This is a genomic window from Peptoniphilus asaccharolyticus DSM 20463 (assembly GCF_900176115.1).
GTDB lineage: Bacteria > Bacillota > Clostridia > Tissierellales > Peptoniphilaceae > Peptoniphilus > Peptoniphilus asaccharolyticus.
Genome location: NZ_FWWR01000009.1, coordinates 1,154,909 through 1,177,712, shown reverse-complemented (window position 1 = coordinate 1,177,712; position 22,804 = coordinate 1,154,909). Strand labels below are relative to the sequence as shown.

25 protein-coding genes and 1 pseudogene are annotated in these 22,804 nt (G+C 30.7%); 17 read left to right on the top strand and 9 right to left on the bottom strand.

All coding sequences use genetic code 11. The features are described 5' to 3' along the window. Position 1 precedes the first annotated feature (1 nt). The 8 genes and pseudogenes from B8869_RS06720 to B8869_RS06700 all read left to right on the top strand — a co-directional run bounded on the left by B8869_RS06720 (position 2) and on the right by B8869_RS06700 (position 6,879). The gene (locus B8869_RS06720) at positions 2 to 1,501 is read left to right on the top strand and encodes an HAL/PAL/TAL family ammonia-lyase (RefSeq protein WP_084230871.1); all 1,500 of its coding nucleotides are present in this window, start codon (positions 2 to 4) and stop codon (positions 1,499 to 1,501) included. Positions 1,502 to 1,519: 18 nt separating this feature from the next. Continuing rightward, the gene (locus tag B8869_RS06715) at positions 1,520 to 3,052 is read left to right on the top strand and encodes a BCCT family transporter (RefSeq protein WP_084230870.1); all 1,533 of its coding nucleotides are present in this window, start codon (positions 1,520 to 1,522) and stop codon (positions 3,050 to 3,052) included. 1,338 nt (positions 3,053 to 4,390) lie between these two features. Next, positions 4,391 to 4,474 (top strand): annotated as a pseudogene (locus B8869_RS12490) (helix-turn-helix domain-containing protein); the annotation flags it as partial. A gap of 120 nt (positions 4,475 to 4,594) precedes the next feature. Beyond that, on the top strand, positions 4,595 to 4,894 hold the full coding sequence (locus tag B8869_RS12060; protein WP_234989774.1) for a hypothetical protein: 300 nt from the start codon (positions 4,595 to 4,597) through the stop codon (positions 4,892 to 4,894). 3 nt (positions 4,895 to 4,897) lie between these two features. Then, positions 4,898 to 5,263 carry an IS30 family transposase gene (locus tag B8869_RS11760; RefSeq protein ID WP_200805986.1) on the top strand — a complete coding sequence of 122 codons (366 nt, stop codon included), beginning with the start codon at positions 4,898 to 4,900 and terminating at the stop codon, positions 5,261 to 5,263. Then, positions 5,256 to 5,381, top strand: coding sequence for a hypothetical protein (locus B8869_RS12225; RefSeq protein ID WP_268802060.1), 126 nt, complete (start codon positions 5,256 to 5,258; stop codon positions 5,379 to 5,381). The genes B8869_RS11760 and B8869_RS12225 overlap by 8 nt, the downstream gene beginning before the upstream one ends. Before the next feature lie 141 nt (positions 5,382 to 5,522). Continuing rightward, on the top strand, positions 5,523 to 6,224 hold the full coding sequence (locus tag B8869_RS06705; protein ID WP_084230869.1) for a hypothetical protein: 702 nt from the start codon (positions 5,523 to 5,525) through the stop codon (positions 6,222 to 6,224). 157 nt (positions 6,225 to 6,381) lie between these two features. After that, a complete protein-coding gene (locus B8869_RS06700; protein ID WP_084230868.1) occupies positions 6,382 to 6,879 on the top strand; it encodes a SprT-like domain-containing protein in 498 nt (165 codons plus the stop codon). 88 nt (positions 6,880 to 6,967) lie between these two features. On the opposite strand, the gene jag is transcribed toward B8869_RS06700, so the two are convergent. The 9 genes from jag to modA form a co-directional block, all read right to left on the bottom strand. Next, a complete protein-coding gene (gene jag / locus B8869_RS06695) occupies positions 6,968 to 7,756 on the bottom strand; it encodes an RNA-binding cell elongation regulator Jag/EloR (RefSeq protein ID WP_084230867.1) in 789 nt (262 codons plus the stop codon). Next, the gene (locus B8869_RS06690) at positions 7,753 to 8,478 is read right to left on the bottom strand and encodes a YidC/Oxa1 family membrane protein insertase (protein ID WP_084230866.1); all 726 of its coding nucleotides are present in this window, start codon (positions 8,476 to 8,478) and stop codon (positions 7,753 to 7,755) included. Before B8869_RS06690 ends, jag begins: the two co-directional genes overlap by 4 nt. A 9-nt stretch (positions 8,479 to 8,487) precedes the next feature. Next, positions 8,488 to 8,703, bottom strand: coding sequence for a membrane protein insertion efficiency factor YidD (gene yidD / locus B8869_RS06685; RefSeq protein ID WP_084230865.1), 216 nt, complete (start codon positions 8,701 to 8,703; stop codon positions 8,488 to 8,490). Next, the gene (gene rnpA, locus B8869_RS06680) at positions 8,675 to 9,076 is read right to left on the bottom strand and encodes a ribonuclease P protein component (RefSeq protein ID WP_084230864.1); all 402 of its coding nucleotides are present in this window, start codon (positions 9,074 to 9,076) and stop codon (positions 8,675 to 8,677) included. Before rnpA ends, yidD begins: the two co-directional genes overlap by 29 nt. Continuing rightward, positions 9,036 to 9,170 (bottom strand): 50S ribosomal protein L34, encoded by a 135-nt coding sequence (gene rpmH / locus B8869_RS06675; protein ID WP_040552137.1) that lies wholly within the window; start codon positions 9,168 to 9,170, stop codon positions 9,036 to 9,038. Before rpmH ends, rnpA begins: the two co-directional genes overlap by 41 nt. A 540-nt stretch (positions 9,171 to 9,710) precedes the next feature. Beyond that, on the bottom strand, positions 9,711 to 10,442 hold the full coding sequence (locus B8869_RS06670; protein WP_084230863.1) for a Rossmann-like domain-containing protein: 732 nt from the start codon (positions 10,440 to 10,442) through the stop codon (positions 9,711 to 9,713). Next, complete coding sequence (locus tag B8869_RS06665; RefSeq protein WP_234989773.1) at positions 10,429 to 11,118, bottom strand: ATP-binding cassette domain-containing protein; 690 nt, start codon at positions 11,116 to 11,118, stop codon at positions 10,429 to 10,431. The genes B8869_RS06670 and B8869_RS06665 overlap by 14 nt, the downstream gene beginning before the upstream one ends. Then, positions 11,111 to 11,902, bottom strand: a complete 792-nt coding sequence (locus B8869_RS06660; protein WP_084230861.1) for an ABC transporter permease — start codon at positions 11,900 to 11,902, stop codon at positions 11,111 to 11,113. The genes B8869_RS06665 and B8869_RS06660 overlap by 8 nt, the downstream gene beginning before the upstream one ends. Then, positions 11,902 to 12,717 (bottom strand): molybdate ABC transporter substrate-binding protein, encoded by an 816-nt coding sequence (gene modA / locus B8869_RS06655; RefSeq protein ID WP_084230860.1) that lies wholly within the window; start codon positions 12,715 to 12,717, stop codon positions 11,902 to 11,904. The genes B8869_RS06660 and modA overlap by 1 nt, the downstream gene beginning before the upstream one ends. Before the next feature lie 399 nt (positions 12,718 to 13,116). On the opposite strand from modA, the gene dnaA reads away from it, so the two are divergent. The 9 genes from dnaA to B8869_RS06610 all read left to right on the top strand — a co-directional run bounded on the left by dnaA (position 13,117) and on the right by B8869_RS06610 (position 22,793). Beyond that, positions 13,117 to 14,451 carry a chromosomal replication initiator protein DnaA gene (dnaA, locus tag B8869_RS06650; protein WP_084230859.1) on the top strand — a complete coding sequence of 445 codons (1,335 nt, stop codon included), beginning with the start codon at positions 13,117 to 13,119 and terminating at the stop codon, positions 14,449 to 14,451. 158 nt (positions 14,452 to 14,609) lie between these two features. Further along, on the top strand, positions 14,610 to 15,698 hold the full coding sequence (dnaN, locus tag B8869_RS06645) for a DNA polymerase III subunit beta (protein WP_084230858.1): 1,089 nt from the start codon (positions 14,610 to 14,612) through the stop codon (positions 15,696 to 15,698). Between the two features lie 7 nt (positions 15,699 to 15,705). Further along, positions 15,706 to 15,906 (top strand): RNA-binding S4 domain-containing protein, encoded by a 201-nt coding sequence (locus B8869_RS06640; RefSeq protein ID WP_084230857.1) that lies wholly within the window; start codon positions 15,706 to 15,708, stop codon positions 15,904 to 15,906. Next, entirely contained in the window at positions 15,903 to 16,961 is a 1,059-nt protein-coding gene (gene recF, locus B8869_RS06635; RefSeq protein WP_084230856.1) for a DNA replication/repair protein RecF, read from the top strand. The genes B8869_RS06640 and recF overlap by 4 nt, the downstream gene beginning before the upstream one ends. Positions 16,962 to 16,983: 22 nt before the next feature. Beyond that, positions 16,984 to 18,906 carry a DNA topoisomerase (ATP-hydrolyzing) subunit B gene (gene gyrB, locus B8869_RS06630; RefSeq protein WP_084230855.1) on the top strand — a complete coding sequence of 641 codons (1,923 nt, stop codon included), beginning with the start codon at positions 16,984 to 16,986 and terminating at the stop codon, positions 18,904 to 18,906. 12 nt (positions 18,907 to 18,918) lie between these two features. Next, positions 18,919 to 21,336 carry a DNA gyrase subunit A gene (gene gyrA / locus B8869_RS06625; protein ID WP_084230854.1) on the top strand — a complete coding sequence of 806 codons (2,418 nt, stop codon included), beginning with the start codon at positions 18,919 to 18,921 and terminating at the stop codon, positions 21,334 to 21,336. A gap of 3 nt (positions 21,337 to 21,339) precedes the next feature. After that, positions 21,340 to 21,648: an STAS domain-containing protein gene (locus tag B8869_RS06620; protein WP_084230853.1), complete on the top strand. Its 309-nt coding sequence runs from the start codon at positions 21,340 to 21,342 to the stop codon at positions 21,646 to 21,648. Further along, on the top strand, positions 21,649 to 22,002 hold the full coding sequence (locus B8869_RS06615) for an ATP-binding protein (protein WP_084230852.1): 354 nt from the start codon (positions 21,649 to 21,651) through the stop codon (positions 22,000 to 22,002). It begins immediately after the preceding gene. Positions 22,003 to 22,004: 2 nt separating this feature from the next. Continuing rightward, positions 22,005 to 22,793, top strand: coding sequence for a SigB/SigF/SigG family RNA polymerase sigma factor (locus B8869_RS06610; RefSeq protein WP_084230851.1), 789 nt, complete (start codon positions 22,005 to 22,007; stop codon positions 22,791 to 22,793). Positions 22,794 to 22,804 lie beyond the last annotated feature (11 nt).

The following is a 22,804-nucleotide window of genomic DNA, read 5'->3' as shown; positions in this document are numbered from 1 at the left end:
AATGGAAAAATTTGTGTTAACGGGAGAGCCTCTAAGTTTAAAAGAGCTTTATGATATTTCCTTCAACCATGTTGAGTTGGAAATATCACCCAAAGCGCAAGAAAGAGTTAAAGAAGCTAGAAGTATTTTATTTGAAATGTCTGCTGATGGTAAACCTGTTTATGGTTTAAACCGTGGTGTTGGTTGGAATAAAGATAAAGAATTTGACGAAGATTTCTTTGAAACATACAATAGAAATCTTCTAAACAGCCATTGTCTTGGTGTTCCACCTTACCACCCAGATGAACAAGTCAGACTTATCTTGCTAATAAGACTACATAAAGCCCTTCAAGGACACACAGGTATGTCACTTGAAATCGTCAATATGTATAAGGATTACTTAAACTACGGAATATATCCTCAAATTCCTATGCGTTCATCAATTGGTGAAGGAGATATCACTACTTTATCCCACATTGGATTGGCTTTTATAGGTGAAAATAATGTCTCTTACAAGGGAGAAATTATGAACTCAAAAGAAGCTATGGATAAAGTTGGAATGAAGCCAGCTAAACTTGGTCCTAAAGACGGACTTAGTATAGTTTCTTCAAACGCTCAAGGTGAGGCCATGGCTGCCATCATTATAAAAGAGGTTGAAGAAATAGTTAAGATGTCAAACATAATCTACTGTTTGAGTTTAGAAGGTTTGAACGGTGTAGTCGAATCTTTAAGAGAAGATGTAAACGAATTCAGAAACATTCCTGGACAAGTTAAAGTTGCAAGAGAATGCAGAGAATACTTAAAGGGAAGTTATCTAAACGAACCACACCCGGAACGTGCCCTACAAGATCCACTAAGCTTTAGAGGAGCACATTCAATAAACGGTACAGTATTAGATGCCCTTGATTTTGTAAAAATGCATCTATACAACACTGTAAACTCAGCAGATGACAACCCTTGTGTGCTAATAGACAAGAGAACTTCTTTCGTAAGTGCTAACTTTGAAGTAACAACTGTTGCAATCGGTGTAGAAATGGTAGCTACATCATTAGCCCACTTATCTAAGACATCTTGCTACAGAATGATTAAACTTGCCGACCCTGCATTTACAAAACTGTCAAGATTCTTAACACCTAAGGAAATTGATGTAATTGCTTTCGGTACAATTCAAAAAACTTACACTATGTTAGACACTCAAAACAGAGGTCTTGCAAACCCATCATCAATGGATTTCTACTCATTAGCCGGAACCATTGAAGACCATGCTTCAAACTTACCACTTGCTTGCTACAAGATTTTCCAAATGCTTGACAACATCAAGTACATACTTGGTATAGAAGCAATGCACGCAGCTCAAGCTATCGACCTAAGAGGCGATATCAAACTTGGCGAAGGAACAAAACAAGCTTACGATGTAATAAGAGAAGTTTTACCATTCTATGACAAAGATAGAAACCTAAGCAAAGACATCGAAACAGTTTATGAACTTATCAAGTCTAAAAAATTATTAGAAATAAAATAAAATTTATGAGGTGAAATTATGAAAAATAGAATGAGATGGCCAGTGTTCATTCCGGCATTTTTATTCGTACTATTAGTTGCAATAATAGGCGTTGTAAGTAACCAAACACTTAGTGATGTTTCAAACAAGTTCTTCGTTTGGTCACTTGAATCATTCGGTTGGCTTTACCAACTACTTTGTATGACAGTACTTATAGTTACATTAGTAATTATGTTCTCTAAAATCGGAAACGTTAGAATAGGTGGATTAGATGCAAAACCTAAATATTCTTTCGCTACTTACTTTGCAATGACTCTTACAGGTGGAGTTGCAACAGGTATCGTTACTTGGGGTGTAAATGAACCTATAATCTACTTAGGTAATATTTGGGGAGAACTTGACGGACTTGGAATCGCTGCTAACAGCCCAGAAGCCGTTAGATTTGCCCTTGCAAGAAGTTTCTACAACTGGACATTCGTTCCATACGCAATCTATGCATTAGCAGGCGTTATCGTAGCTTACGTATACTTCAACAAAAAAGAACAACTAAATGTAACAGCTACACTTACTCCACTATTTGGAAACAAAATCAAAGGCGGTATATTTTCAAACATCATCGATACACTATCAATGCTTGCGATCTCAATAGGTCTTTGTTCAGCACTTACAATGTGTATAACACTTGTTACAACAGGACTTAAAGCATCTTATGGCCTTGAAACAAACACTACACTATTCGTTGCACTAGGTGTATTCATAGTAGCTATGTTCACACTTTCTTCATACGTTGGACTTGATAAAGGACTTAAGAAATTAGCAGACATCAACGCTTACTTCTACTACGGAGTATTACTTTTACTATTAATTACAGGACCTACTCTATTCATCCTTAGAAACACAAGTGCAGGTATGGCAGAATGGCTACATAACTTCTGGTTATGGGGACTTGATCCAATAGACATCGGTGGAGCTCCACTAACACGTTCTTGGACACTATTTGACTTCGCATTCTGGGTAGGATACGCTCCAGTAACAGGTATCTTCTTAGGACAAATCTCTTACGGAAGAACTATCAGAGAATGCCTATTAGTAAACCTTGTACTACCATCAGTATTCGGTATTATCTGGTTTGGTGTTTGGGGAAATACAGCAATCAATATGCAACTTACAGGTCAAGCTGACCTTATCGGTATAATCCAAAATTCAAACGCTGTTATGGGACTATTCGAATTTATGAAACACCTACCATTTGCAGCTATCTTAGTGCCAGTAAACCTATTTATCATCCTAATATCTTTCATCACATCTGCAGATGCTACAGCAAACAACATCGCATCTATGTGTATTAAAGACATTCCAATAGGCTCAGAAGCTCCTGGAACTCTAAAGGTACTATGGGGTGCTACAATCGGTGTTATTGCAATTATTATGGCTGCATTTGGTGGAGGAGAACAAGGAGTTGCAGGTGTAAAAGCTCTTGCAGCAGCAGGTGGATTCGTAGTATTATTTATCTTCATACTTCAAGTTATATCTGCTATCAAAATGTTCTTTATCGACAAAATTGAAGAATAAAATCAATCTTAAAAGGTAGTATCACAGAATGACTAAAATTCATTCTGTGATACTACCTTTTTTACTTTTATGATGGTTGGCTAGATTATAGCATATGATTCTTTAGAGGTGATTTTTAATATACTCCCTTAAAAAAGAATAGACAAAAAATATCTTAGACATATTTTTATTTTTATCTAAACAACTTTTTTGTACTTAACAATTTATGTTTTAGTTTTTATTAGTTTTCTATGTAATTGATTTAAATTCATTCCTAGTACTATTAAATACATATCACAAATTTCTGCTCTTATACTTCTATATACACGTCTGTTGTATTGTAGTCTTTCTTTTAGTTCTAAAAACATACCTTATACTTAAATTATTCTATGACAATCTTTTTGTTTGCATATATGTAACAGTCACCGTCTTTAGCTTAATTCATAAAATCATTATATACTCTTTATTATGATTATGAATTTTATTAAATATTTAGATAAAATTGAAAATCCTTTAAAATAAAAAAAGAAAGTACCTATTTCTATGTACTATTAAAAAGTATACTGAAGAAGAAATTTTAAAATCTAAAATAAGTAGGAATATTACTAAAAAATCGATAGATAAAATTTAACAGTGCAATATTAAAACTATATCGATTAGTTTGATATGAATTTAATAAGACTATAAATTCTATACTATTTTAGTTTCTTAGTTCAAAATAATAGTCTTTCTGTATCTTAGTTTTTATATCAGCCAGAAGATTTGACGATATAAACTAATAATAAAAATTTAGATATTATATACAATATAGATGAAAAAATATAATGCTATTTAATTGGTTGAAGTAATATATAAACTTTTCAAATTAAATTTGTAAATGATAGTATAGCACAAATACAAACAAATATAGACAAAATCAAAGATAGAATTGACTCTTTTTTTCTCTTATTTGAATAAATAATTATAGCATTAATAAATTCTTTTAGTCCAATAACAAATAACAGAATTGCAAAAAAATTAACTGACATATATTTTACGCCCCCTTACTAATGAAGATAATAGTCTGTCAAATATATCATTACTTCTGTTTATATAAACTATATACTGTATATGGCTGATTTTATTACCAATAAACATTAATGTCAAGTGTAAAGTATATTTTACTTTAAATACTTTTAACATAAAATGTATTTGGTTAATGTAAAATGAAATTGAACTAAAAAAATTCCATAGTAAATCACATTTGGTATAATTGATTCACCAAAAACAAAAAACCAAAAGGTGATGACTATGGAATACAATAATACTACAACAAATTCAAGAAAAAATAAACATTAAAATGATTTAGAAAGAAGACAAATTCAGCTTTTACACAATAAAGGCTATTCTGCGTACAAGATAGCTAAAGAACTCAATAGATCTTCAAATACAATCAGAAATGAATTAAAACGAGGAAAAGTCCGCCAAATTAAAAACGATAAAGAAGTAGAAGTATATTATCCCGATACAAGAAAGAGAGTTTATGAGAAACATAGAAAAAATTCTAAAAAACCATATAAAGCTTTGGAATGTAGTAATTTTTTAGAATTTGTTCATACTAAATTTACCAAAGATGAATGGCCTTTAGATGCAATTTGTGGATATGCAAAGAGACATAAACTTTTTTCTGGTGAAATGCTCTGTACAAGAACCTTATATAACTATGTAGACCTAGGTCTTTTAAAAATAAAATCCATAGACTTGCCCCTGAAATTAAGAAGAAAAACATCTATTAAAAGAACTATAAAAAGTAAAAGAAAACTCGGAAAAAGCATAGAAGAAAGACCATTAGAAATAGAAGAAAGGTCAAGCTTTGGCAATTGAGAAATAGACACAGTAGTACCAAAGAAAAATAAAGAAGAACCGGCTTTAATTACTATAACAGAAAGAAAAACAAGGATGGAAATAATACTAAAAATTGCAACAAAAAATTCATCATCAGTTAATGAAAAATTAGAAAAATTACTATCAAAACTAGAAAACTCCACAGCAATATTCAAAAGCATAACAAGTGATAATGGATTAGAATTTGCTAACTTAACAAAACTAGAAAATAGCTTAGTTAGAGATGTATACTATTGCCATCCAAATAACCCACAAGAAAGAGGAAGTAACGAAAAACATAATAGCCTAATAAGAAGATTCCTCCCAAAAGGAAAATCACTATTTAAAAATAATGAACTGGATGAATAATTTACCAAGAAAAATCCTAAATTACCGAACGCCTATAGAAGTTTTTGTAGAAGAACTAAATAAATTAGGGTTAATGGATACTGTTGGAAAGATAGTTCAATTTGATATTGCAATTTAGGTTTTACAAAAAATTATTTTTAACATTATTTTTAACTAGACAAATTTTAAATAAAAGAATGAAATGTAAGTGTACAGAATTATTCTAAACTGTACGGTGATAAATAAAACGATTTCATGAAAACGAAAGGAGAAATACTTTATGAAAAAATTTGAGAAGATTAGTTCGTTAGTAATAGCTATTATTATGGTATTACAATTGTCTACTGTAACGTTCGCCAATGAAAACAATGTAAAAAATATTGAAAATGGCATTGAGTATTTAACTGTTTATAATAAAGCTAATCAAACAGTACAAGCCATACAACATTACATAGAGAAGGATGAATTTGTATATGGTCCTGTAATACAGGTGGATTCAATGTCTCCGAATAGTGTTCAACTAAAATCTAGTTTAAGATCTTGGGGTCCTAACGTTCATCAAGACACATTTTTGAATTTTGAATATGATATTTGGTATCGCTCAGGATCAAAAGATGAATGGTCACTTCAACGACCTTCTAGTGTGTTTAGTCAAAATTACTTTAAAGTTTATGAGAATAATTCAAATAGAGATTTATTGAATAATTGGAAAAGAGATGTTGATGCTTTAAATGCTCAAGAATGGGCAGTTATTGGAGGTGTAGGACTTTCTATTTTTAACATAGTTAAGGCAGCTATCATTTCTCATGCTGCTGTTGCCACTGGTGGAACCTTAACAGCCGCAGCAATAGACTCAATTAAAGATTCGGCAGTTGCTGCGGGAGGCACTGCAATAGGTATTGGATTTTTATGCACTACTTATAACAATTGTGCACGTTCGTATAGGGTAGTATATAACAATACTGATAACATTCATTATTAAATCTGATGATTAAATTTACTTACCTGTATATCAAAAAAACAGCTTATTTTTATAAAAATAAGCTGTTTTTTGATTTAATTCTATTTTACAACAGCCCATCACTTTCTTTAATTGACTTATTTCTGGTATAATTAAACAAAATATAAAGAGGTAATTTATGTACATTACTCAAAAAATTGCAGATGAAACTCTATTAAAAGTAAAATCTGAAATCGAGCAACTCGGCATACAAGTTGGCAAGATTAAACCAAGTGTAAAGTTGACATCAAATAAGACAACTCTTGGCACTTGTAATAAACTAAACAATTCTGATTTTGATTTTGAAATTAGAATTACAAAGTATATTGCAAATGAACAAGCTCTTAAAAATACCATTGCTCATGAAATTTTACACTCTGTAAAAGGTTGTTTTAACCATCAAAAAAAATGGAAAGCTATGGCTGAAAAAGTAAATTCAAAATATGGATACAATATCACAAGGCTTGGAGATATTTCTGAAGCCAATGTCAAACCTAAATACATCGTCGTATGTAAAAACTGTGGTCTTGAATACAAATATTTTAAAAAAGGAAAAGTTATAAAATATTTAGAGGCCAACTCTAAAAATATCAAATGCGGCAAGTGCCGTGGTGAATTAGAACTTATTAGAACTTAAAAAATAATTTCAAATCCCTAGACGTTGACAGCTTTTAAATTAAAACTAAATAAAAAAATCCCCTTAGCATAAGCTTTGGGGATTAATTTTAGTATTTTCTTTCTTTTTGAATTACTACTTTTCTGTAAGGGTCTTTACCTTCTGAATGTGTAATTACTCCTTCATACTCTTGTAGTGCTTCGTGGATGATTTTTCTTTCGTGTGCATTCATTGGTTCAAGTTTGACATTTCTACCTGTCTTTAAGACTTTAGATGCCATCTTTTGAGCTAAATCCTTAAGAGTGTCTTCTCTCTTTTGTCTATAGCCGCTTGAATCAAGTTGAACTCTCACGTATTCATCTGTATTTTTATTTACGATAAGACTTAGTAGATATTGTATTGAGTCAAGAGTTACACCTCTTTTACCGATTACTATACCTAATTTTTCTTCATCACCTTTTATTTCAACTTTTAAGACGTTGTTTTCAAAGTTTACGTCTAAATCTGTTTCAATGCCAAGTGAGTTAAGTACCTTATCTAAAAATTCTCGACTGATTTCTTCTATTTCTCCAGATGTTGCTGATTTTTTATCAGTAACTTCAACTTCTTCTACTTCTTGTGTTGAAACTGTAAATTCTTCAGTCGATACTGTATTTTCAAATTCATCTGTTGGTTGGCTCTTCTCTGATTCGGTGAATATTTCTTTTAAGATGTCTTCTGTGTCTTCTATCTTAGAAACTTTTACTGTCGCATTTTTAGAACCTATTAATCCAAAAAGACCTTTTGAAGATTCTTCAATTACTTCTATTTGAGCATCTTCTCTATTAATATTCAATTCTATTAGAGCCTGACTTACGGCTTCATCTACAGTTTTTGCTGTTTTGATTACATAATTCATTTAATTTCCTCCGCCACTTCATGCGCTATAACTTTATTTGTTATATATTGTTGTACTGCTGAAAATATATTACTTACAGTCCAATATAAAGTAAGTGCTGATTGGAAATTTCTTCCCATCATAAAAATCATTATAGGCATAACTACCATCATTGATGTATTCATTGATTGAGCTTGTGGATTATGAGCTGCTGCATTTGCAGGACTCTTGCTTGCTAAAAATGAAGTAAGGAAAGTTGTAAATGCTGCAATTAATGGCAATATCATAGTTGTATCTTTTGCAGATAATGTACTTAAATAAAAGAAATTTTTATTCATACTTTCAAACATAACTTTATCAGTGAAAGCAAATTTCTCTGGATACATAAACACTCTATAGAATGCCATTAAGATTACTAATTGAATAATCATAGGTAGACAACCTGAAAGTGCGTTATAATTTGCATCTTTATATAGTTGTTGTTGTTTTACAGCAAGTGTCTGTGGATCGTTCTTATATTTCTTTTGTAGCTTTTGTATTTCAGGTTGTAACTCAGCCATCTTCTTTTGACTTTTCATCATGTGAATATTAACTGGTAGTACAACTGTCTTGATAACTATTGTTGCAACAATTATCGCAAGTGCGTAAAAAGAAATACTCGCTGGTTCTTGCGGGAAGGCACCTGCTAATACGTCATATATAAGCTTTAGAAATCTTCCCAAGATACTACTAATGTAGGTCATCTTGCCTCCTTATAATAAAGGATCGTATCCTCCCTTATGAAATGGGTGACATTTTAAAATTCTTCTCACAGCTAAGTAAGTGCCCTTAAAAAATCCATATTTATCATAAGCTTGATAGGCATATTCAGAACATGTGGGCGTGAATCTACAATGATTCCCCACAAGTATATATTTAGAAATAAAGTTTTGATAAAATCTAATCAGCAATTTTGCTATTTTTACCATTTTTCTCAAACCTCTTTGCAAGATGTAAAAATGACTTTTCAAGATCTTTATACTCAAGCTCTGTAGCTTGATGTTTAACTACAAATACATAGTCGTATCCTTCTTTTAAAACATCAAAATTAGCTTTGTATATTTCTCTGAGTCTTCTCTTTATCTTATTTCTATAGACAGCTTTGGCAACTTTTTTAGTTATTACAAAACCTACTCGCTTATGGTCTAAACCATTTTTCTTGTAGAAAAGTGTAAAAGTCTTGTTTCCATCTGTCCTCTTCTTAGAATATACTCTCTGAAAATCTCTATTCTTTTTTAAATAACAATCCCTTAAATTCAACTTACGCTGAAAGTACTTTTCTACCTTTTCTTCTTCTTGCACTTAAAACTCTTCTTCCTGATTTAGTTCTCATTCTTGCTCTAAAACCATGTTCTCTTTTTCTTGCTCTGTTCTTTGGTTGGAAAGTTCTCTTCATGACTTCACCCCTTTCTTTTCAATCATTAAATTATATTTTAAATTAAGTGTTAAGTCAAGAAAAATAGCCTTAAACATGCTATTACAACACACATCAAATATACTTTAATTTTTTAGTATTAAAGTCTCATTTCTTGTAGATAATTATAAAATTCTCAAATATATTTAAGCAAATTAAAATCTTTAAAAATTTAATCAAAAAAGATATTAGCTTTTGATTTATCAATGGTTATATTAATGAATTAAGACTTTGTTAACGTATTTGAAATATGCTCCTTAAGACGATACATAAATGAGAATACAAAATCAAGATTTTACAACATTTATAGGTGATAGTATTAGAAAAAATATTTACTAATTATGTTACTATAACTTTAAATACTAAAAACAATGGTAAATTTAAAAATATACAATCATCAAAAACTTATTTTATTAAAAATAAATTTAACTATTATCTGACTAATGTCTATAAATTAATTCTTAAATATTTAAAAATAATTCAAACAACGTACAAAATTTATTATTATATACTTTGTATATTCTATTCAGAAAAATAACAAAGTCTTTTTAAATTTAGGATTTTAGCCGGTCCTGCTATTGTTGTTCCGTAGAAATAAACATATTTATCTTTTAAATCCATAAAGTTTAGTATGCTGCCATTTATTATTGTTGAGCCTGTACAAAGTATTATATCCGACCACTCTATAGCCTCTTTATAAATTTCTCCGCTCTCTATCTCTACACCATATTTTATTTCGCCAATATTATCCGGATTTAAATCCAATACTCTCAAATTATATTCGTAACTTGATAATTTGTCTATAAATGCCGGTTGATAACCTATTAATAAAAATTTCTTCGTTTTATTCTCACTTAAAAAATCAGCTATTTGTTTTGCACATAATTCAGGTTCTTCATTTTTACAATGTTTAGTTCCCGTTATTAATCCCAAGTATTTCATTACAGCATTTAATATTGATATAAAGATTGCTGTATCATATTCATTTTCTCCGATATTTAAATTTTTAACTTCAGAAAGCTTTATAGATAGAGCAGTTCTTGCACTCGTAAAAGCTTGTCCTAAACTCCCTCTAAAATTAGCCTCTACCAAAACTTCCTTTCCGTTTAAAAGAGGATAGTCCTTTCTCGTTGTTATTCCTATAGCCTCTTCTTCAGTCAATGTCTTTAATGAAACATCAATATTTTCAAATTCAATATTATTTTGCACAATCAAATTTTCATAATAATTAAGTAATTTATCATATATATTCATAAATTCTATTCTCCTCTACTATTTCATTTAGTTCAGCAGGTGAAATTTTATTTGATAAGCTTCCGTTTTTCATAAAATATATTTCATCTGCGAAATACTGACATTCTTCTATGTTATGTGTTACCAATATACTACTTATGTTCAGTTCTTCTACGATTGACTTTGTAAGATATTTGGCAGAATCCTTATTTATATAATCCAATGCGCTGAACGGCTCATCCAACAAAAGTAACTCAGGCTTTTTTAATAATGCCCTACATAATGAAACTCTTTGTTTTTCTCCTCCAGACAAGTTATTTACAGATTGGTCTTTTAGATGGTAAATATTTAGCTTTTTTAAAAAATTATTTGCCTCGTCAATGTACTCTTCTTTTCTCATATTCAAAATTTTGGGAGCAAAAATCAAATTTTCAAATACATTTAAGAATGGAAAGAGGTTATAGTTTTGATATACCAAAGATACATTTTTATTATATGACTCCACACAATTTAAATTTTTATTGTTTAGTATGACATCTCCTTGATAATTGTATTTGCCTGCTATTGTCTCTAAAAAAACTGTTTTACCACTTCCACTTTGACCTAGTATTACAATATTTTTAGCTTTTGAATTTATATTAACATTTTTTAAACTAAAATTTCCTAATCTAAGAGATAAGTTTTCTACTTTAAGCATTTTTATCACCTAGTCTATTTCTATTTAAAACTAGCTTTATAAATAAATTTATAAATAAGTTTATTCCCATCAAAATTATTGCAACTCCACAGGATACATCAAAATCTCCTGTTGTCATGTTTAAAAATATTGATGTTGCAAGAGTTTCAGTTCTCATTCTAGTAACTCCAACCAACATCATAACTGCTCCAAATTCACCCAAACATCTTGAAAATAACAATAAAACCATCGTATAGATATTATTTTTTAAAAGTGGTATCAATACATATAAAAAAACTTGATAATTATTTAATCCCAAATTATTTGCTGTAAATAAAATCTCCTTATTTATTGATTCCATTGCTGAGTTTAAAAAGACAATAGAATAAGGTAAATTTATAAAAATCAAAGCAAGGACTATTCCCTGTTGAGTATATACAAAGTCTACCCCTAAGAATTTTAAGTATTTTCCTAAGTTATTATGTCCGTATAGACTAATCAGTGCCAAACCGCTAACTAAATGTGGCATACTTAGCGGAAAACTATATATGTATTTTAAAATTTCCTTATATCTCTGTTGTTCGTACAATTTTCTTGTAATAATAAGAGAAATAATAGTAACTATTATTGTGGCAATTGTAGATGTTTTTAAAGATAATTTTAATGAAAATACAATTTCTTTTGTATATGGTGGATTCATTATAAATTCTAATCCTTCACCTATTATCAGTATAAAAGGAGCTATAATAAAAAGTATCGAAAATATTACCAATACTTTCGATACTTTTTCAAAGAAATAATCCATTATTTCACCGTTTTAAAACCAAATTTTTCAAATGCACTACTTGCTGTATCTGATTTCATATAATCAACTAACTTTTGAGCTAATTCTTCATTTTCTGAAATCTTCAAAGTACCTATAGAAATGACTTGATCTATTAAAAATTCAGGTTCAATTTCTACAATATCTAAATCATCTTTACCAAATGCTGAATCTTTAGTTACGATAGCTGCATCTACAGATCCTGTTTTTAACGCTTGATAAAGTTCATTTACTGTTGCAGTTTTAACTACTACATTTTTTTCATAATCATTTATACCAGCTTTTTCAAACATCTTTACAGATGTCTTTCCTATTGCATTTGCATCTGCATCTCCTAGAGCAAGTTTTATTCCATCTTTATTTAAGTCCTTTAGTCCCATAATACCTTTTTCATTACCTTTTTGTGTAATTATTATAGGAGTGTGGTGAGCTACAGGTACAGCTTCATTTGCAAGACCTTTTTTAATAGCCTCATCATATGTAGGTTTGGATCCAACTATAAATACATCTCCTTTTCCTGATTGTTCAAGTTGTGCTAAAAGTTGTCCTGAACCAGCATAAACTATTTCTAATTTTACACCCATTTTTGTTTCAAATTCTTGTTTTATTTCTTCTATAGGTTTTTTAAGACCTGCCCCTGCATATACTAATAATGCTTGTTTCTCTTCTGCATTTGTTTGCTCTACAATAGTTTTGTTTTCCTGTGGTTCTTCTGTTTTCTTTTCATTTGAACAAGCTGTCAAGAACAACATAGCTATCATTAAAAATACAAACTTATTCTTTAAAAATTTCTTCATAAATACATCTCCTATTATTTCGAAAGTTTTTTATAAACAATACGATAGCATAGAAGGTTTATACAGTCAATAATTTAACTTTTTTAATTGTCTAAATAAAGCATTGCGAGCTCTAAGCTTGTTGATAAGTAATAGTTTTTTTGTTAAAATATATGTGGATAAATTTTACAGCTTGTTTATAAAAAATAAATTGTTTATAACTAGAGTTATCCACATTTTGTTGATAGAATGTTGATAAACTCTATTTTTTAGACTTATTTTATTTAAATAGCTATATTCTAAGGATTATTTTTCCACAGGTAGCAATATTTATTTTAAATTAATTAATATATTATCTACAATTGTGTATAAATTTATACATATTTTTTTATCAACAAATACTTTTCAACAGGAGGAATTATGGACCCACTATCCAATTTGTGGAGTAGAGTTATGAGTGTTCTCGAACGTCAATCCATGAGCCAAGTTTCATTTGACACTTGGTTTAAAGATATGAAATTAAAGGACATCGACGAAGAAAGCAAAGTCTTCTATCTCCTAGTCACCTCAGACTTTATAAAACATAGAATTGAAAATAACCCATCCCAGCTTAGAACATTAAAAAAATGTATAAAGGACGTCATGGATCAAGATTATGATGTAAAGATATTGACTGGCAACGAATCGCCTGTTAAACAGCATTCAGACAATTTCTTACCTGAATCAAGACTTAATCCTAAATATGTCTTTGAAAATTTCGTGGTAGGTAAGAGCAATGAATTTGCTCATGCAGCAAGTTTATCTGTAGCTGAAAACTATAAAGATCCATCTATGGCTCATTCAAATCCTCTTTTCCTATATGGAGGAGTTGGACTTGGAAAAACACATCTTATGCAGGCTATAGGCCATTTCATAAATCAAATGGACCATTCTAAAAAAATTCTATACGTAACCAGCGAACAATTTACAAATGAGCTTATAAACTCAATTCAAACTAATAAGAACGAGCAATTTAGAAATAAATATAGAAAAGTTGACCTGCTACTAATAGATGATATTCAGTTTATAGCTGATAAAGATAGAACTCAGGAAGAATTTTTCCATACATTCAATGAATTACACGGCTCTAATAAGCAAATAGTCTTAACTTCAGATAAACCACCTAAAGAAATAAAAGCTTTAGAAGAGCGTCTTATCTCTAGATTCGCATGGGGTCTTGTAGTTGATATACAAGCTCCGGATTTGGAAACTAGAATAGCTATTTTAAGGTCTAAGGCAGATTCTGAGGGCTATGATGTGCCACCAAATGTAATAAACTTTATAGCTGAAAACGTTAAGAGTAACATCAGAGAATTGGAAGGTGCTCTTTCTAGGGTTATGGCATATTCTAAGCTTACAACAGGTGTAATAACTGAGCAGACAGCTACTATAGTCTTAAAAGACATCTACAACACTAAAAAAGAAAAAGTTATAGATGTAAATTTAATTAAAGAATTTGTAGGTAAGCACTACCACGTTACCATAGATGAGTTAAACTCTAAAAAGAGGACTAAGAATATAGCTTATCCAAGACAAATAGCTATGTTCATCACTAGAGAACTAACTGAACTTTCTCTTCCTAAGATAGGAGAGGAATTTGGTGGTCGTGACCATACCACTGTAATACATGCGTATAATAAAATCGAAAAAGATATGGAACAAGATACATCTTTTAAAATAAGGATCAATAATCTTATAAAAGAAATAAAAGAATAGCTGTTGATAATTTAAAATTCAAAACAAAGTTATCAACATGTTATTAATTTGATTTTTTTCGATGTTTTTAATAAAAAATCGACTTATTCACAAATTAACAAGCCCTACTACTATTATTATCTAACTTAACTATAATAGGGCTCATAAAAGGAGGCTTTATGAAACTCAAAGTAAGTAGAAAAGAATTTGTAAAAGCTATACAAATTGCTCAAAGAGCAATATCTCCAAGAAGTACAATTCAAATTTTAGAAGGAATACTTTTAAAAGCTATAGATAATCAAATAATACTAATTTCTTCTGATACTGAAATGACTATTAAAACTTCAATATCTGCAATAGTTATGGAAGAAGGAGAGATAGTTGTAAATTCAAGACTGTTTGGGGATATAATTAGAAAATTTCAAGGTGAGACAATTGATATTAATTTAGAAGGAACTTCTATGAACTTGAAATGTGAAAAATCAAATTTCAACATTCAATGTCAATTGCCAGATGAATATCCTATGTTACCAATAGTAGAAAAAAATAATACATTTAATATCTCATCACAAGAGCTAAGTGATGCTATTAAAAAGACATCTTTCGCTGTATCAATGGATGAAACAAGAATGGTATTCACAGGTGTTCTAATGGACTTAAGTCAATCTAAGATAAATTTTGTCGCGTTAGACGGTTTTAGAATGGCTCTTAAGAGTGTAAATAAACCGAATGAAAATATGACTTCTGCAATTATTCCAGCTAGAACTCTAAATGAACTTACAAAAGTTTTAGAGGATGAAGATGTGAGTGTAAATATTTCAAGAAATATGGCTCTATTTAAGACAACTACCACAGAAGTTTACACAACTTTATTAAGTGGTGAATTCTTCAAGTATCAAGGTCTTATAACTGAATCACATACTACAATTTGTACAGTTCAAAGGGCAAATTTACAATCTGCTCTTGAAAGAGCAAGCTTGCTTGCGAAAGAAGACAGAGCTAATCTTGTAAAATTTGAAATTGAAGATAGCTATATAAAAATCTCTTCTAATTCTGAAATCGGAAATGTTGAAGAAATTGTAGAGTCTAAGGTTGAAGGTGGGAGTTTGAAAATTGCCTTTAATTCTAAATATCTATTAGATGGAATAAAAATTATGGAGTCTGAAGAGATTAAGTTGTATTTTACAGACTCAGTTAACCCTTGCATAATAAGAGAAGATGATGAGGATTATATTTATTTAGTCCTTCCGGTAAGACTTGCAAAGTAGGTAAAAAATGGAAAATAACTATATAAAATTAGATTCATTTTTAAAATATAATAATTTAGTTGGAAGTGGCGGAGAAGCCAAAATGCTAATACAAGAAGGGCTTGTAAAAGTTAATTCTGAAGTTGAGACAAGACGTGGCAGAAAACTTTATAAGGGAGACCGTGTCGAGTTTGATTCAGAAGAATTTGTAGTAGATATGGTAGAATGAAGATAAACCGATTAGAGCTTAATAATTTTAGAAATTATGAGAGATTTGAAATTGAACCAAGTGATGGAATAAATTTGATACTTGGAAGAAATGCCATAGGTAAGACAAATCTCTTAGAAGCAATATATCTGTTGACAGTTGGAAAGAGTTTTAGAGCTTTAAAGACCAATGAAATGATAAAAATTGGAGAAGAATTTTCTAATATAAAGGCAACTGTTGAAAGTAATGGATATATTGATGAGCTTGAAATAATATTGAATGCAAATCAAAAAAATAAATATATTTTAAATTCTGACTCTGTAAATGTAAAAAATTACGCCGGGGATTTTTCGTGTGTTATATTTTCGCCAAATGACTTAAATATGATTAAATTATCACCAGGTGAAAGAAGAAAATATATTGATAATTTAATAGAAAAAGTAAGTCCTATCTATAAATACAATTTAGCAAAATATAAAAAAATAATATTTGAAAGAAATAAACTTTTAAAGAGACCGAATGAAGATCTTTTAAGAGTCTATGATTTTCAACTTGCAACTTATGGAGTAAAGATACTTTTTGAAAGGCTTAAGTTTATAAAGGAAATAGAGGAGTTTGCAAAGCAGCACTACTACAGACTCTCTCAAGATTCTGAATTAAAAATAACTTATCTTTCAACCATTAAATTTACCAAAGAAAAAATGGAAGAAGTATTTATGAATATTTTGTTAGAGCAGAGAGAAAAGGACTTTGAAAGTAGATTTACAACTCTAGGGCCACATAGAGATGATTTAGATTTTAAAATAAACTCTATGTCTGCAAAGAGTTTTGCTTCGCAAGGAGAAACTCGAAGTATTGTATTGGCTCTAAAATTGGCTGAAATGGATGTACTTGAAAAAAATAATAAAAATAGACCAATACTACTTTTAGATGATGTATTTTCAGAACTCGACAAGACAAGGGCTAAGTATCTTGCAAAGAGTTTAGATAATATGCAGACTTTTATAACAAGTACAAATTTGAATGAAGAGAATTTTTTGATTGATTCAAATAAAATTAATGTAGAACGACTTTAACTGTTACGGACAGGAGAATTAAATGGAAAAAAATAATCAGCATTATGGAGCTGAAAATATACAGGTTCTTACTGGTCTTGAACCGGTAAGAAAAAGACCTGGTATGTACATAGGCTCAACGGGGTCTAAGGGACTTCATCATTTAGTATATGAAATTGTAGACAACTCAATAGATGAGGCACTTGCTGGAAGATGTAGTGAAATAACTATAGAGATTGAAGAAGATGGAAGTGTTTCTGTAAGCGACGATGGAAGAGGTATACCTACAGACATTCACCCTCAAACAAAGAAGAGTACTGTTGAAACTGTACTTACAATACTACACGCAGGTGGTAAGTTCTCAAATGATGCCTACAAGGTATCAGGAGGTCTACATGGTGTAGGGGTGAGTGTAGTAAATGCTCTATCAACTAACCTTACAGCTACAATAAAGAGAGAAGGCAAAATACACCAACAAACTTTTTCAAGAGGTATACCAACTTCTGAATTAAAAATTGTTGGAGAAGTACCGGAAAATGAAACTGGAACTAAGATAACTTTTAGTCCTGACCCGGAAATATTTGATACTTTAATTTTTGAATGGGATATTTTGTCTAAGAGATTTAGAGAAATGGCATTCCTAAACAAAGGTGTCAGAATAAATTTCAAAGATTTCAGAGAAGAAAAAACAAGAGAAGAAGTTTACTACTATGAAGGTGGTATAAAATCTTTTGTTGAATATATAAACAGAAAGAAAACTCCTATTCATAAGGAAATAGTATATATAGACCAAGAAAAAGATAAGACATTGGTTGAAATAGCAATACAATACACCGATGCATATTCTGAAAATGTGATAAGTTTTGCAAATAATATAAACACAGAAGAGGGAGGAAGCCATTTAAGTGGTTTCAGATCAGCTCTTACAAGAACTATCAATGAATACGGAAGAAAGTACAACATAATTAAAGAAAAAGAAGAAAATCTATCTGGGGACGATGTAAGAGAAGGTTTGAGTGCTGTAATAAGCGTTAAGCTTCCTAATCCTCAATTTGAAGGACAAACTAAAGCTAAACTTGGAAATTCAGAGACAAGAGGAATTGTAGATTCAGTAGTTTCTGATGCACTGACAGATTTCTTAGAAGAAAATCCTAAAGTAGGAAAGTTAATTTTAGATAAAGCACTTTCAGCGAGAAGAGCAAGAGAAGCTGCAAGAAGGGCTAGAGATCTTTCAAGAAAGAAAAATATGTTAGATGCTATGCCACTTCCTGGTAAACTTTCAGACTGTCAACTTTCAGATAATGATGTCACAGAAATATTCTTAGTCGAAGGTAATTCTGCGGGAGGTTCTGCAGTAGATGCAAGAGATTCAGTGTTCCAAGCAATACTACCTCTACGTGGAAAAATAATGAATGTTGAAAAGGCAAGACTTGATAAGATGCTTGCTTCAGATGAAATTAAAGCTATGATAACAGCTTTTGGTACCGGAATAGGACAAGATTTCAACATAGAAAATCTAAGATACAATAAAATTGTAATCATGACCGATGCCGATGTAGACGGTGCACACATCATGACACTGCTACTAACTTTCTTCTTTAGATATATGAGACCATTAATAGAAGAAGGACATGTGTATGTAGCACAACCTCCTCTATTTGGAATTTTAAAAGGTTCAAAAGCTTTGAAATATGTATATGACGAAGCAGAGCTTAAAAAATCATTGGATGAACTTGGAAGAAACAAGAAATTTGATATTAAAAGATACAAGGGTCTTGGTGAAATGAATCCTGAAGACCTATGGGCTACAACAATGGATCCTGAAAGAAGAATACTTTTAAAAGTAGAGATTGAAGATGCGGTTGAAGCAGACGAAACATTCTCAATACTTATGGGTTCTGATGTAGAGCCAAGACGTGAATTTATAGAAGAAAATGCACTTTTTGCAGAAAATATAGATGCATAATAGGAGATATATATGACAGAAACAAAAAATGGAATTGTTGAAGTAGATTTAAATGAGAAGATGAGAAAATCATATCTCGACTATTCCATGAGTGTAATAGTGGCAAGAGCTTTACCAGATGTAAGAGACGGATTAAAGCCTGTTCACAGAAGAATTATACATGGAATGCAGGTGTTGGGACTTGTTCCAACAGGACAATTTAAAAAATCTGCAAGACTTGTCGGAGATGTAATGGGTAAGTTTCACCCTCATGGTGACAGCTCCATATATGATGCAACAGTAAGACTTGCTCAAACTTTTAGTACGAGATATCCATTAGTAGATGGTCAAGGTAACTTTGGTAATATAGACGGTTACGGCGCTGCGGCTATGCGTTATACCGAAGTTAGAATGTCAAAGCTTGCTCTTGAAATGCTAAGGGACATAAATAAAGAAACAGTTGATTTTGCTCCAAACTTCGATGAAGAAGAAATGGAACCAGTGGTTCTTCCATCAAGATTTCCAAATCTTCTTGTAAATGGTTCAAACGGTATAGCTGTAGGTATGGCTACTAATATGCCACCTCATAACTTAGCAGAAGTAATAAACGGTGTTGTAGAATATATAGACAATAACGATATAACTATTGATGAGCTTATGAAGACTATAAAGGGACCTGATTTTCCAACAGGAGCTCAAATTATGGGCCGTGATGGAATAAAGAGAGCTTATCAAACAGGAAGAGGAAAAATTCAAGTAAGGGCCGTTGCTGAGTTTGAAGAAGTAAAGAATAAGACTAGAATTGTAGTTACAGAAATTCCTTACCAAGTAAACAAATCAAACTTGATAATGAAAATAGCTCAACTTGCCAAAGAAAAGATTATAGACGGTATCACTGCAATTAGAGATGAATCTTCTCGTAAGGGAATTAGAATTGTAATAGACCTTAGAAGAGATGCAAACCCTAATGTAGTACTTAATAAATTGTATAAAAACACTCAAATGCAAACTACATTTGGTATTATAAACCTTGCGCTTGTAGGTGGAGTGCCTAAAGTTTTAAATCTAAAAGAATTGATAACTCACTATGTAGATCACCAAATAGAAGTGGTTTCAAGAAGATCTGAATTTGATTTAAACAAGGCAAAGGCAAGAGCACATATAGTTGAAGGATTAAAGATAGCATTAGACAATATCGAAAGAATTATTCAAATAGTAAGAGGCTCTAACAATGACCAAGAAGCTAAAGATAAATTCTTAGAAGAGTTCGGACTTTCAGATGCACAATCTCAAGCTATATTAGACATGAGAATAAGACGTTTAACAGGTCTTGAAAGAGATAAGTTGGATGAGGAGTACAAACAGCTATTAGAGACCATAGAATGGCTTACAAAGGTGCTTGAAAACCATGATGTACTTATGGGTGTAATAAAAGAAGAGCTTATCGAAATAAGAGATAAGCACTCAGACCTTAGACGTACAGTTATAAAAAATTCTGAAGGTGATATTGAAATTGAAGATATCATAAAAGAAGAAGATGTTATAATCACACTAACTCAAAGTGGATATATAAAGAGAATGCCTGAAGGAACTTACAAACCTCAAAAGAGAGGCGGAAGAGGAATTTCAGCTACAACTCCAAAAGATGGAGACTTTGTAAGTGATTTATTTATAACATCAAGCCACGAGTCTATACTGTTCTTCACTACAAGAGGAAGAGTATACAGATTAAAAGCTTATGAAATACCAGAGAGCTCAAGACAATCTAAGGGAACTCAAATAAGAAACCTACTTAACTTAGAGCAAGACGAGTCAGTTGAGTCAATAATCCACGTTAAAGATTTTGATTCAAACTTAAATATAGTAATGGCTACTAAGAGCGGTATAGTTAAGAGAACATCATTTGAAGAATTCCAAAATATCAGAAAATCAGGATTGATTGCAATAACTTTAAAAGATGGAGACTCTATAGTTTCAACAAGAATCACTACAGGCGAAGAAGACATTATGCTTGTTACCAAAGATGGTATGAGTATAAGATTTAAAGAAACAGACATAAGAAAAATGGCTAGAACTGCTATGGGAGTAAAGGGAATCTCACTAAATGATGATGATGAAGTTGTCAGCATGGAAATTGCAAGTGATGATAAACTTATGCTTGTAATATCTGAAAAAGGATATGGAAAACTTACTCCAATGTCAGAATATAAGGTACAAAATAGAGCGGGAAAAGGTATAATAACTTATAAAGTAAAAAGCAAGACAGGAAAGCTTGTATCTGCTAAAATAATGGAAAGTAATGATGATATTATGATGATTACTTCAAACGGAATAATTATTAGAATTCAAATAGACGGCATTTCTGTTATGGGCAGATCTACATCAGGAGTTAAATTGATGAATATTACAGATTCAGATGTAGTGGCAGTTGCTAAATATATAGGAGATTAAAATATGGCTTTTAATATAGAATTTGAAAAACAAGAAGATTTAAAAGTAATACCAGTTGGAGAGTTGGATATAACAACTACTTCTGAATTTAAAGAAGAAGTAATAAAAAAATATTTAGAAGATAAGTCCAATATAGTAATAGACGGTTCAAAACTTGAATATATTGATTCAACTGGATTAGGAGCTTTAATATATATTCTTAATCAAGTAAAAGAAGACGGATTTGGAATCAAAGTTGAAGAAGTAAAACCATCAATCAAGAAGTTGTTTACAATAACAAAACTTGATACAGTTTTTAATATGGGTGAATAAATGAAAGTTATAAAGTTAAATATTCCTAAGGAACCACAATTTTTTAGTTCTGTAAGACTTTTCACATCTGGGTTATTGATGAGTTATCAATTAGACTTTGATAAGATTGAAGATGTTAAAGCAGCTGTAAATGAAAGTCTTAATATAGTTATGAAACATCAATGTTCACTAGATATTGATTTAGAATATAGAATTTCAGAAGAAAAAGTAGAAATACAAATCTCAGGATTCTGTCCAAATGTAACTGACGAAACAAGTGAAGAAACAGAACTAGCTAAGACAATAATAAATTGTTTAGTTGATGAAAGTAGAATCGAAGAAGATAAACTACAACTTATTATAGATTTGGTTTGAAAATGAATAGAGAAGAATATTATAAATTAAACAGAAAACTTACAAAAGAAGAGAGAAGAGAACTTTTCAAAATCTATAAAGAAAATCAAGATCCTGAGCTAAGAGATATCTTGATAGAAGAACACCTTTATATAGCAGAAATTCTTTCTAAAAAATATGCTGGAAGAGGTATAGACTATGATGATATATATCAAGTAGCATCTATAGGATTAATCTATGCCATAGACAGATATGATTTGAGTAGAGGTTATGAATTTTCTTCTTTTGCAACTCCTACAATAATAGGAGAAATAAAAAAATATTTTAGAGATAAAGGCTGGACAATAAGAGTCCCTAGAAGAATTCAAGAGCTATCCAAGAAAATTAATCTTGCTAAGAACACATTAGCTCAAGAATATCAAAGAGTACCTACAGTCGAAGATATAGCAGAATATTTAAATTCAACTCCAGAAGAAATATTAGAATCTATAGAAGCCTCAAAAGTATACTCACCACAATCATTAGACGTAGTTTATGATTCAAATGGAGATGACAAGGAAGTAAATCTATCAGATTTAATTGGAGAAGATGAAAAATATTTCGACAAAATTGAAATAAATGACTTGTTGGAAAAAGCAATGGTCGATTTAAATGAAGTTGAAAGAACTATACTAATCGACAGATATATGAACAAAAAAACACAAGTTGCTATAGCTAAAAAATTAGATATTTCCCAGATGACAGTATCTAGAATAGAGAAAAAAGTATTGAAAAAAATGAAGGCGGAACTAAAGAAAACAATGCAAGTTTAAGAGGAGAATAA